Consider the following 12,302-nt stretch of genomic DNA (forward strand, 5'->3'; position numbering starts at 1 on the left):
TAACAAACACAAAACCGTGTTGATTATTCAAAAAAAACAACTTAAAAACAAATCACCCTAGAATTTTACAGGGTTTAAATTCAAAATTTAATAAAAATACACATATTAACCCCATTTTTTTTAGGGCTAAAAATAAAATATATAAATTTGAACTTTAATTATAATACAAACTCTATTTTATCAACCTAGCCAGACAAAAAAAATTACAATCATCACCAAAATCATGAAAAAAATTGAAGCTATTATTAGAAAATCTAAATTCTCCGCTGTGAAGGACGCTCTTCACGACGTTGGTGTGAATTTTTTCTCTTATTGGGACGTAACAGGCCTTGGAAATGAAAAAGAAGGCCATGTATATCGAGGTGTTTCATACAGCACTAGCGATATCCAGAGACGTTACTTATCTATTGTAGTTAACGACGACTTCGAAGAGGTTACAATAAATGCTATTTTAAAATCCGGTGCCACTGGGCAAGTTGGAGACGGAAAAATCTTTGTTTCCACTATCGAAGAAGTTTACAGAATAAGAACTGGCGAAAAAGGCGGTAATACTTTAAAATAACCACAATGGAATCACTTACAATCAACAACGTATGGATGATGATCTGTACTGCACTGGTTTTCTTTATGCACTTAGGCTTTGCTTTTTTAGAGATCGGTCTTACACGTCAAAAAAACACGTTAAACATACTTTTTAAAAATATTTTCATCATTACAATAGGTTTACTTCTCTATTGCTTAGTAGGCTTTAATTTAATGTATCCTGGAGAATTCAATGGTTATTTAGGCTTTGCTGGTTTTGGCTTAGATGCTCCACTCACAACATCAGAAACATTAGACTTAGCTTACAACGGAGGCTATACTTATTGGACTGATTTTTTATTCCAAGGAATGTTTGCAGCTACCGCAGCCACTATAGTTTCTGGCGCTGTAGCAGAGCGTATTAAAATTGGACCATTTATGATATTCACCCTTTTTTACGTAGGATTAGTTTATCCTATAGCAGGTTCATGGAAATGGGGAGGTGGCTTTTTAGATCAATTAGGCTTCTATGATTTTGCGGGCTCAACATTAGTTCATTCCGTAGGTGGTTGGGCTGCATTAGTTGCAGTTTGCTTATTAGGGCCAAGAATTGGTAAATTTAAAAACGGTAAGTCACAAGCTATTCCTGGACACAATATACCTATTGCTACTGCTGGTGTATTGATTTTATGGCTTGGATGGTTTGGTTTTAATGGAGGCTCTGTTTTATCAGCTGATCCAGAACTAACCTCTTTAACATTAGTAACAACATGTTTAGCCGCTGCAGCTGGTGGTGTATCATCCGCTATCATATCAACCATAGCTTATAAAAATCTAGATCTTACTATGTTCTTGAATGGTATACTAGGTGGTTTAGTAGGTATTACTGCGGGAGCTGACGTTATGAGCCCAACAGACTCAATAATCATCGGAATAGTATCTGGAGCTTTAATTGTGTTTGCCGTAAGTTTTATTGATAAGTTAAAATTAGACGATCCTGTTGGTGCAATAGCCGTTCATTTAATATGTGGTATTTGGGGTACTTTAGCCGTAGGCCTACTTGGATTTAAAGCCGCAACCAATGACGGTGGTGAATTCATTAATAGTAACGGTGATGTTGTTGCCACTATTTCTGAAGCCGCTAACCAATTAGCATTTTTACCACAATTATATGGTGTACTAGCTTACGCCTTAATATGCCTCTTATCTTCCTTCATCATAATATTCATTTTAAAGAAAACAGTTGGTATCAGAGTTTCTGAACTAGAAGAACTAGAAGGGCTTGATGCCCACGAACACGGTATGGATGCCTATCCTGATTTCAGATTAAATGATCACTAAATGAGAATGTTTTGTATTGTTTCATAAATTTAATTACCAAAAAAACCTCTGAAAATATTCAGAGGTTTTTTTATTATATCAAAATTCGATTTAGTTTTTTTTATGCTGAATTACGACTAGCATTAATATTTCCAAACAATGATCTAGTTACCATTTTTTCAAAAATCTTTAATCGTTCTTCATCCTTAACCTCAGCTTTTTCTAACTCCTGAATTTTTTTCAATGCATATTGTTGAATTGTCAACAAAGGCAACACAATGGATTCTCTTACCGCTATCGAAGCTTTACCCGATGGCTCTTCCTGCATTAATTCTTTGTAACCAGTAAGTTTAAGTATTAGTCGTTTTGTAGTTTCGTATTCGTTGTAAATGATATTCCAAAACTCACCATACTGAGGATCTTCAGACATATATCTTGTTAAATCAAAGAACGATTTTGACAAGGACATCATACTGTTTTCAATAAGAGTTTTAAAGAAATCAGAAGTCTTATACAGGGTTTTAACCTTATCAAACTCACCAGAATCTTCATAATGCTTTAATGCTGTTCCTACACCAAAGAAACCTGGCACATTTTGTTTTAACTGACTCCAAGATCCCACAAAAGGTATAGCTCTCAAATCTTCGAACACTAAACCTTCAGATTTCCCTCTTTTTGAAGGACGACTTCCAATGTTAGTTTTAGCATAATATTTTAGCGTACTCATAAATTCCAAATAAGGAATAAACTTAGGATGCGCTTTAAAATCTGAATACACCTTATAACTTCTTTCTGCCAGATCTGTCATTACATCTCTGTTTTCTTGAGTCATACTCAAATCTTTATCACTGATACTATTATAAATACCAGAACTTATAAGCTGTTCAAGATTGTATTGAGACGACTCTAATGTTCCAAAATTAGAACTAATTGTCTGACCTTGTATAGTTAACTGCACCTCTTCATCTTCTATCGTTGGCCCTAAAGACGCATAGAAGTTGTGTGTTTTTCCACCTCCTCTTGCTGGCGGACCACCTCTACCATCAAAGAAAATTACCTTAATATCGTATTTTCTAGAAACAGCAGTTAAAGCCTCCTTGGCTTTATAGATAGCCCAATTAGCCATTAAATAACCACCATCTTTGGTTCCATCACTAAAACCAAGCATAATAGTCTGCTTATTTCCTCTAGATTTTAAATGCTTTGCATATTCTGGATTTGTATACAACTCCTCCATCACTTTAGGAGCATTTTCCAAATCGGTTATTGTTTCAAACAAAGGTCCTATATCTACCGTAAGCTCATCTTGAAAGGCAACCAACTTCAACATTGCAAACAACTGCATAACATTTAGCGTTGTTTGGTTGTTACTAATAATATAGCGATTAGCCGCTTTTTCACCATTCTCGTCTTGAATGGTTTTGATAACCTTCATGGTTTCCAAAGCTTTTAGGGTTTCTTCATCATTAATTAACGACAAATCCACCTCACCTTGTACTTTTGATAAAATAGCGACTTGTTCTTTTTCAGATAAGTCATGATAATTTTTTGGAAAAATATTACTTCCACTATCAATTAAGGCATCTACCATATCTGTAAAAAACTGGTGATGCTTACGACTATCTTGACGGATATCTAAATTGGCAAAATGAAATCCAAAAAGATGAATCTTATTCAACAAACTATTCACCTCTGCTAAGTAAAGCGACTGGTGCTTTTCTTTAACCGTATCTCGTACTCCCTCCATTATTTCCCTAAACTCATTTAGCGTTAAGCTAGATTCATTTCTGGTAAATAATTTATAGAGCTCATTTTCTAAATATCCAATCTTATCTTCGACACCAGAAAATGTAAGTTTACGTTTCAGACGACGTACATCACGGTAATAATTTTTGATTACCGTTTCTCGAAGTCTCATTGCTACATTCAAAGTAATCTCAGGAGTTACAAAAGGATTTCCATCTCTGTCACCACCTGGCCAAAAGCCAATATTTATAATATCATTATCAATCTGTTTTCCATCGAAAATATTCTGCTGAATGTAATCGTAAATCGTTCCAAAGGACTTATAGAACACATTTTCTAAATACCAAATTAAACTTACAGCCTCATCATAAGGTGTTGGTTTTTTATGTTTAAAAAATGGTGTTTTACCCAACTGAGCCAACAAATCATTAATTCTTAACAAATCATTTTCTCGGATAGCTTCAGTTAAATCGGTAATAATACCCAAAACAGCACCTGGATAAAATTGAGTTGGATGTGCAGTAAGCACAATTCTAACTTTAAATTCTTCCAGATATTTTTGAAGCGTTCCTAATTTATCATTCGCTATAACAGATTCTTTCAAACTCCTAAGCGTACCAATACCATCCATATTGTTCACTACCGGAAATGCAGCATCTTCAATAGCATCGAAAAGCACTACTTGTCTTTCAATGTATTGAATAAAACGAAATAATAAATTGATTTGACTTTCCTCTGACCTCCTTGCCTGATATTTTTTGAAGAATGTATTGACTATCGTAGTTGGATCTTCCTGATTGGCAAATCCCTTATGACAAGTTTCATGAAACAAAGGCAATAAAGCCCCTGTTTTAGTTACACTATCAAAGGGCAACGTCATAAAGATACTGTTATATATCTGATATTTGGCTAATACATTTTGATTAAATCGAGTAAGTTTTGGTTGTGTGGGCATCTAATTTATATGATTGTAGATTGTCCTAAATGGATATTTGTAAAATTTAAATTCGTGTCATTAGGATTATGAATAAAATCCTGTATGAAATCACCAACTTTATTTGTGGTGATATTGTCGTGCTTTTCGTTGACATCAGGAGTACTGATATGTAATTTCAGCGATTTTTCTACTGCTAAGTTCACCAATTCTGCTTCATTATGCAAATTAAAATGCTCTAAAAGCATTGCAGCCGATAAAATTGACGCTATAGGATTTGCTATTCCTCTACCTTTTGCCTGAGGAAAAGAACCATGAATTGGCTCGAACATTGCATACTTTTCTCCAACAGAAGCTGATGCCAATAACCCAATAGATCCACCAATAACACTAGCTTCATCACTAATAATATCTCCAAACATATTTTCCGTTAAAACAACATCAAACTGTTTTGGGTTTAGGATCATTTGCATCGCAGCATTATCTACAAATAAAAAATCTAAAGTCACGTCTTTATACTGTTCAGCTACTTCGCCCACAACTTTTCGCCACAGCCTTGAACTTTCTAAAACATTAGCTTTATCTACTAAGGTGACTTTATAATTTCTAGATTGAGCTGCTTTAAATGCTAAATGTGCTATACGCTCTATTTCTTCTCGTGAATATTCACATAAATCTGAAGCTACATTACCGTCTTCACTCAAATGTTTTTCACCAAAATAAATACCTCCTGTAAGTTCTCTATAAATGCTAATATCGGTTCCTTCAATGATATTTCTTTTTAGAGGAGATTTTTCCAGTAAGGTTTCATATGCTTTTACAGGTCTAATATTTGCGAACAAGCCCAATTCTTTTCTCAATTTCAACAAGCCTTGTTCTGGACGTACTTTTGCAGTTGGATCATTATCGTATTTAGGATCACCAATAGCACCGAACAAAATAGCATCAGTAGACATACAAACATCTAGCGTTTCCTCTGGAAGAGGATCATTATACTTATCAATGGCAATAGCACCAACATCTGCATTAGTAAACTTAAAATTATGATCGAACTCTGTCGCAATTGCTTTTAAAACTTTAATTGCCTGACTTGTAACCTCTGGACCAATTCCGTCACCTGGTAAAACTGCTATATTTAAATTCATTAGTGTAATTAGTATGTTTTTTGTGCTTCAAAAGCTTCTATTAATTCTTTACTATTAACAAGGTAATCGATATCGTCGTACCCGTTTATTAAACATGTTTTCTTGTAAGCATCAATCTCAAATGTTTCTGACAAATCAGAACCTAACACAGAAATGGTTTGATCTTCTAGATTAACTTCTATAGTTGTTGTTGGTTCTTTTTCAATCTGACTGAATAATTGATTTAAAAATTCTTCAGAAACCTGAACTGGCAACAAGCCATTATTAAGAGCATTTCCTTTGAATATATCAGCAAAAAAACTTGAAACCACGACTTTAAATCCATAGTTTGTTATTGCCCAAGCTGCGTGCTCTCTACTAGAACCACAACCAAAATTATCTCCAGCTACCAGAATACTTCCTGAGTATTTTGAATCATTTAAAACGAAGTCTTCATTTAAAGAACCATCTTTGTTATATCTCCAATCCCTAAATACATTATCACCAAAACCTTCTCTGTCCGTGGCTTTTAAAAAACGCGCAGGTATGATTTGATCTGTATCTACATTCTCAATATTTAGAGGAATGGCAGATGATTTTAATGTTGTAAACTTTTCCATATTTATTTCCTAAGATTAGGACTATTTTAAATTTTATAATGTGTAATGAAAAGGGTCTTAAACTTAAAAGCCGTAAGTTAAATACCTACAGCTTCCATTTCCTCTATTTCTTGTGTGACATCCACTATTTTTCCAGCAACAGCAGTTGCCGCAGCAACCAATGGACTAGCTAGAATAGTTCTAGAACCCTGTCCTTGTCGTCCTTCAAAATTTCTATTGGATGTTGACACACAATATTCTCCTTGTGGAATTTTATCTTCATTCATCGCTAAACAAGCTGAACAACCTGGCTGACGAAGTTCAAAACCTGCATCTTCAAAAATAGTTTTTAATCCTTCTTCAATAATTTGAGCTTCTACTTGTTTACTTCCTGGCACTAACCAAGCCGTAACATTATCCGCTTTTTGTTTTCCTTTAATGAAAGAAGCAGCCACTCTAAAATCCTCAATTCTTGAATTGGTACAACTACCTATAAACACGTAGTTAATTGGTTTATTGATTAGACTTTCACCAGCTTCAAAATCCATATATGCCAAAGATTTTTTAAACGAGGCATTTTCTTCTTTAGGAATATTAGAAGTAATCTTTATACCCATGCCTGGATTAGTTCCATAAGTAATCATTGGCTCTATGTCCTCAGCATCAAAAGAATATTCTTTATCGAACGTCGCTCCTTCATCGGTTGGTAAAGATTTCCAATACGCTACTTGCTTTTCAAAATCTTCACCCTTAGGAGCAAATTCTCGTCCTTTTATATATTCAAAAGTTGTTTCGTCAGGAGCAATCATTCCACCACGCGCACCCATTTCTATACTCATGTTACAAACGGTCATTCGACCTTCCATACTCATTTCTTCAAAGACATTTCCCGCGTATTCACAGAAATATCCTGTACCAGAATTTGTACCTAATTTTGAAATGATATACAGGATAACATCTTTAGGTAAAACGCCTTTTTTTAGTTTTCCATTTACACTAACCCTAAGACTTTTTGGCTTAGTCAATAACAAACATTGACTTGCAAAAACTTGGGCTACCTGACTTGTACCAATTCCAAAAGCAATGGCTCCGAATGCACCATGTGTTGATGTATGGCTATCGCCACAGACCATAGTCATACCTGGTTGTGTGATTCCTAACTCTGGAGCCATTACATGAACAATGCCATTATACTTGTGTCCTAACTCGTATAAGGTAATATCGTTTTTCTTACAATTCTCTGAAAGTTGCTCTAACTGTTGTCTAGATAACGCATCTTTTACTGGTTTATCTTGATTTAAGGTAGGCGTGTTATGATCTGCCGTAGCTACAATTTGATCTGGTCTAAAAATAGGAATTCCGCGATCTTCCAGTTCTTTGAAAGCTTGCGGACTTGTAACTTCGTGAATTAAGTGTTTGTCTATATACAATATTTGTGGACCGTTTTCTACACTACTGACCACATGCGCATCCCAGACTTTATCGAATAATGTTTTTTTTGACATTTAAGCTGAAATTATTTGTTTATAGACTGAACTCGTTTCAATAATTTGATGGATATCATTATCATCAATCTCTTTCTTTTTATCTGCAAAATCCAAGAAATTAGCATACACTTCATCTAACTGAAGCTTGGTTAATTCATAACCTACATTCTTAGCTCTGTAAGCTAATGCTGCTCTACCGCTTCTTGCTGTTAACACAATTGCAGATTCGGTAACACCAACATCTTTTGGATCTATAATTTCGTAAGTTTCTCTGTTTTTTATAACACCATCTTGGTGGATTCCTGAACTATGAGCAAACGCATTAGCACCAACAATAGCCTTGTTTGGCTGTGTATAAATACCCATACTATCACTCACTAATTGACTCATACCATACAGCATTGATGTGTTGATATTAGTATCTAAATTTAAGTATGGATGTTGCTTCAGTACCATCACCACTTCTTCTAAAGCAGTATTTCCTGCACGCTCACCAATACCATTAATAGTACATTCTATTTGTCTAGCACCATTAATTACACCTTCTATAGAATTTGCTGTAGCCAACCCTAAATCATTATGACAATGACAAGACAGTATAGCATTTTCTATTCCTTTTACGTTTTCTTTTAAGTATTTGATTTTCGCTCCGTACTCGCTTGGCAAACAATATCCTGTTGTATCAGGAATATTCAAGACTGTAGCACCAGCCTTTATAGCTGCTTCGCACACTCTAGCTAAGTATTCGTTATCTGTTCTACCAGCATCTTCAGCATAAAACTCTACATCTTCAACAAAAGACTTTGCATACTTTACAGCTTTGTAAGCTCTCTCAATTATATCTTCTTTATTAGATTTAAATTTGTGAATGATATGAGAATCTGAAGTTCCAATTCCTGTATGTATCCTAGGTTTCACAGCATATTTCAACGCTTCTGCCGCTACTTTTATATCATTTTCTACAGACCTAGTTAATCCGCATACTGTTGCATTTTTTACAATTTGCGAAATTGCTTCCACAGATTTAAAGTCGCCTGGACTAGACACTGGGAAACCTGCTTCAATAACATCTACTCCAAGAAGGTCTAGTTGTTCTGCAATAACAACTTTCTGTTCTGTGTTTAATTTACAGCCAGGAACCTGCTCACCATCCCTCAAAGTTGTATCAAATATTTGAATATGGTTATTTGACATTTATTAAAATATATTTTAGTATTGTCTTACGAATTTATACTTTGAAAATAGTTTGGCTCTAAGTCTTCGCTCTAGTTTACGATGCCCAAAGTCCAAAACGAATATTAATTAACTGATTTACAATTTAATAACTCGATTTTTAATTGATAACTAAAGACCAAAAAGACAATTTATTCGCTCTTGTGAAGTCACTCACCAAATCAGAAAAACGTCAGTTTAAGCTATACGTTGGTAGACTTGACGTAAACTCGGATTCTAAATTTTTAAATCTTTTTAATTTTTTGGATAAAGCTTCTAGTTATAATGAAGCTGCAATAGTAAAAAGCGGCATTGTAAAAAAGCAGCAACTTGCCAATGTAAAGGCGCATTTATACAAACAGATTTTAATCAGCTTAAAATTGAGCCCATCGCATCAAAACATACGTTCGCAAATTAGAGAACAGCTAGATTTTGCATCAATTTTATACCACAAAGGCTTATACAAACAAAGTTTAAAAATTTTAGATAAAGCTAAAGAGCTTGCTATTACTAATGAAGAAAAGAATCTTGCTTTTGAAATTGTTGAGCTCGAAAAAATAATTGAGTCACAATACATCACACGCAGCATTAGTAACAGAGCAGATGAACTTGCATTGCAAGCCAAAAGCCTAAGTGCCCAGAATGTTATTGCCAGCAAACTATCTAATTTATCACTTCAACTTTACAGTACTATACTAAAAACTGGTTACGTTAAGAATGAAGAAGAAAGCCAAAAAGTAACTAAATATTTTAATGACAGGCTTCCTAAATTTAATTTCAATAAAGTAGGCTTTAGAGAAAAATTGTGGTATTACAAAGCGCAATTATGGTATAGTTTTTTAATGCAAGACTTTTTGAGTTGTTACAAATATGCTTCGAAATGGGTGGACTTATTTTATCAAAATACAGGCATGATTCACCTGAATCCAGTTTTCTTTTTAAAGGGTAATAATTATCTTTTAGAAGCTATATTCTACATTAGAAATAAGCCTAAATTCCTTCAGAAGTTAGAAGAATTTAAAACCACAGTAAATCACCCTAAATTTCCTAAGGATGAAAATGTAGCATCACTAGTTTTTCTTTACACCAACTTTCATAACATAAATGCTCATTTTATTGATGGTAGTTTTGAAGAAGGTTTAGAGCTAATTCCTAAGATAGAAAAAGAACTAGAAACCTTTAAAGATAAAATAGATGCACATCATAAAATGATTTTCTACTACAAGTTTGCTAGTTTACATTTTGGAGCAGGAAACAACAAAGAATGTATTAGATATTTAGATAAAATCATTTCGAATAAATCACTTTCTATGAGAGAGGATTTACTTTGTTTCTCAAGAGTTTTAAACTTGGTGGCACATTATGAGGCTGGACTTGATTATCACTTAGAAACTCTATTAAGAAGCACCTATAAATTCTTAATAAAAATGAATGATTTGCACGAGGTACAAAAGGAAATGATAAAGTTCATCAAGAATTTACAACACATTTATCCTCATGATTTAAAGGATGCTTTCAAAGAATTATTAATCACTCTAAAAACTTACGAAGATCATCCTTACGAGAGACGAGCATTTCTGTATTTAGACATTATTTCTTGGCTTGAAAGTAAAATTGAAAACAAACCTGTTAGCGACATTATAAACCAAAAATACTTGACTAGATACGCGCCTTGAGCTTAAAATTCTCATAAAAAATATATAAAATCACTAAAATATTTGGATTTTAATTTTTTGTATTGCAATATTTGTACTCACAAAGTTCAAAACTTACTGAAATGTTATCAAGAAAGGTGGAGGGAATAGACCCGTTGAAACCTTAGCAACCCTTAGACTTACTGAGAAGGTGCTAAATTCTACTTTATTTTCGATTCATTTATCGAACAATTTAGATAGATAACTCAAGACTAATCACTCATCTGTAATTAGCATTTTCTTTTTAACATTTTTCTATTAAGTACGCTTCAATCGAAGCTTATTTGGCTTTTGGTTTAATTTATTTATTAACTCAAAAACTTAGAAAAATGAGTACACAAAAATTCGCAACAAAAGCGTTGCACACAGGACACGATGTTAGTAAAAATGGCGGAACCAGAGCAGTTCCTATTTACCAAACCACATCATACGTATTTAATGATGCCGATGATGCTGCAGGGCGTTTCAACCTTTCTGTCCCAGGATTTATCTACACAAGATTAAACAACCCTACAAACGACATCTTAGAGCAACGTCTAGCAGACCTTGAAGGTGGTATTGGCGCTGTAGCAACAGCATCTGGTACAGCTGCAATTTCAACAACGTTACTAACCTTATTAAGAGCAGGAGACCATATTGTTGCATCGAGTAGTTTATATGGTGGCACTTATAATTTATTGAGTGTAACCCTTCCAAGACATGGAATTACAACAACTTTTGTAGATCCTTCTGACCCTGAAAACTTTCAAAAAGCAGCGCAAGAAAATACAAGAGCATTCTTTATTGAGTCTTTAGGAAACCCTAAGCTCGATGTTTTAGATCTTGAAGCGATTTCTAAAGAAGCTAAAGCTCATAAGGTTCCTTTGATTGTTGACAATACAGTGGCCACTCCTTATTTACTGAACCCTATTGAATATGGTGCCAATATTGTTATTCACTCTCTAACAAAGTACATCAATGGTAATGGTACATCTCTTGGTGGAATTATTATTGATGCTGGTACTTTTGATTGGACAAACGGTAAATTTCCTGAATTTACAGAACCGTCACCAGGATATCATGGTTTGGTATATAGCGAAGCTCTAGGAGCTGCTGCATTTATTGCCAAAATTAGAGTAGAAGGCCTAAGAGATTATGGTGGAACATTAAGCCCTTTTAATGCTTTTCAAATTATTCAAGGACTAGAAACCTTAGAATTGCGTATAAAAAAGCACAGTCAAAATGCTTTGGAATTAGCGAAATGGCTACAAGAACAACCTGAAGTAAATTGGGTGAATTATCCTGGATTAGCAACAAGCAAATACAAAAAACTTGCTGATAAATATCTACCAAAAGGACAAAGCGGTATTGTAACCTTTGGTGTAGATGGAGGCTACGAATCTGCAAAAACTATTGCAGACACCACAAAACTATTCTCCTTACTTGCCAACATTGGTGATACAAAATCTTTAATTATACACCCTGCAAGTACAACTCATCAACAACTGAGTGACAAAGCTCAAGAAGCTACAGGAGTTACTAAAGACTTAATACGACTATCTGTTGGTTTAGAAAACATTGATGATTTAAAAGCCGATTTAAAAGAAGCTTTTTCTGTTGTTATTAAGAAAAAGTCGCTTCAAAATTAGTCTTTAATTAGTGTTGTTTATTAGAAAACAGATGTC

General features: G+C 34.1%; 9 protein-coding genes and 1 riboswitch. Of the genes, 4 read left to right on the forward strand and 5 right to left on the reverse strand.

All coding sequences use genetic code 11. From position 1 onward, the window contains the following. Positions 1-223: 223 nt before the first annotated feature. Complete coding sequence (locus AC2H4K_RS04875; protein ID WP_281138663.1) at positions 224-562, forward strand: P-II family nitrogen regulator; 339 nt, start codon at positions 224-226, stop codon at positions 560-562. A gap of 5 nt (positions 563-567) precedes the next feature. Next, positions 568-1,863: an ammonium transporter gene (locus tag AC2H4K_RS04880; RefSeq protein WP_281138664.1), complete on the forward strand. Its 1,296-nt coding sequence runs from the start codon at positions 568-570 to the stop codon at positions 1,861-1,863. A 100-nt stretch (positions 1,864-1,963) separates the two neighbouring features. Here AC2H4K_RS04880 and AC2H4K_RS04885 read toward each other — a convergent pair whose 3' ends face one another. From AC2H4K_RS04885 to AC2H4K_RS04905, 5 genes are all read right to left on the reverse strand, one after another. Next, positions 1,964-4,543, reverse strand: a complete 2,580-nt coding sequence (locus tag AC2H4K_RS04885; protein WP_281138665.1) for a phosphoenolpyruvate carboxylase — start codon at positions 4,541-4,543, stop codon at positions 1,964-1,966. Between the two features lie 5 nt (positions 4,544-4,548). Further along, a complete protein-coding gene (leuB, locus tag AC2H4K_RS04890) occupies positions 4,549-5,667 on the reverse strand; it encodes a 3-isopropylmalate dehydrogenase (RefSeq protein WP_281138666.1) in 1,119 nt (372 codons plus the stop codon). Positions 5,668-5,675: 8 nt separating this feature from the next. Continuing rightward, positions 5,676-6,266, reverse strand: coding sequence for a 3-isopropylmalate dehydratase small subunit (gene leuD, locus AC2H4K_RS04895; RefSeq protein WP_281138667.1), 591 nt, complete (start codon positions 6,264-6,266; stop codon positions 5,676-5,678). Positions 6,267-6,343: 77 nt separating this feature from the next. Continuing rightward, positions 6,344-7,750: a 3-isopropylmalate dehydratase large subunit gene (leuC, locus tag AC2H4K_RS04900; RefSeq protein WP_281138668.1), complete on the reverse strand. Its 1,407-nt coding sequence runs from the start codon at positions 7,748-7,750 to the stop codon at positions 6,344-6,346. Next, the gene (locus AC2H4K_RS04905) at positions 7,751-8,926 is read right to left on the reverse strand and encodes a 2-isopropylmalate synthase (protein WP_281138669.1); all 1,176 of its coding nucleotides are present in this window, start codon (positions 8,924-8,926) and stop codon (positions 7,751-7,753) included. Between the two features lie 146 nt (positions 8,927-9,072). Here AC2H4K_RS04905 and AC2H4K_RS04910 point away from each other — a divergent pair, with 146 nt between their 5' ends. Next, entirely contained in the window at positions 9,073-10,620 is a 1,548-nt protein-coding gene (locus AC2H4K_RS04910; RefSeq protein ID WP_281138799.1) for a hypothetical protein, read from the forward strand. A 101-nt stretch (positions 10,621-10,721) separates the two neighbouring features. Further along, positions 10,722-10,846, forward strand: a riboswitch (SAM riboswitch). Positions 10,847-10,967: 121 nt separating this feature from the next. After that, positions 10,968-12,266: an O-acetylhomoserine aminocarboxypropyltransferase/cysteine synthase family protein gene (locus AC2H4K_RS04915; protein WP_281138670.1), complete on the forward strand. Its 1,299-nt coding sequence runs from the start codon at positions 10,968-10,970 to the stop codon at positions 12,264-12,266. The last annotated feature ends 36 nt before the right edge of the window (positions 12,267-12,302 follow it).

The organism is Winogradskyella sp. 266wxhm, assembly GCF_058964685.1.

Coding starts and splice junctions, on each gene's coding strand:
- AC2H4K_RS04875 (WP_281138663.1), top strand. CDS start 224: ATGAAAAAAATTGAAGCTATTATTAGAAAATCTAAATTCTCCGCTGTG.
- AC2H4K_RS04880 (WP_281138664.1), top strand. CDS start 568: ATGGAATCACTTACAATCAACAACGTATGGATGATGATCTGTACTGCA.
- AC2H4K_RS04885 (WP_281138665.1), bottom strand. CDS start 4,543: ATGCCCACACAACCAAAACTTACTCGATTTAATCAAAATGTATTAGCC.
- leuB (WP_281138666.1), bottom strand. CDS start 5,667: ATGAATTTAAATATAGCAGTTTTACCAGGTGACGGAATTGGTCCAGAG.
- leuD (WP_281138667.1), bottom strand. CDS start 6,266: ATGGAAAAGTTTACAACATTAAAATCATCTGCCATTCCTCTAAATATT.
- leuC (WP_281138668.1), bottom strand. CDS start 7,750: ATGTCAAAAAAAACATTATTCGATAAAGTCTGGGATGCGCATGTGGTC.
- AC2H4K_RS04905 (WP_281138669.1), bottom strand. CDS start 8,926: ATGTCAAATAACCATATTCAAATATTTGATACAACTTTGAGGGATGGT.
- AC2H4K_RS04915 (WP_281138670.1), top strand. CDS start 10,968: ATGAGTACACAAAAATTCGCAACAAAAGCGTTGCACACAGGACACGAT.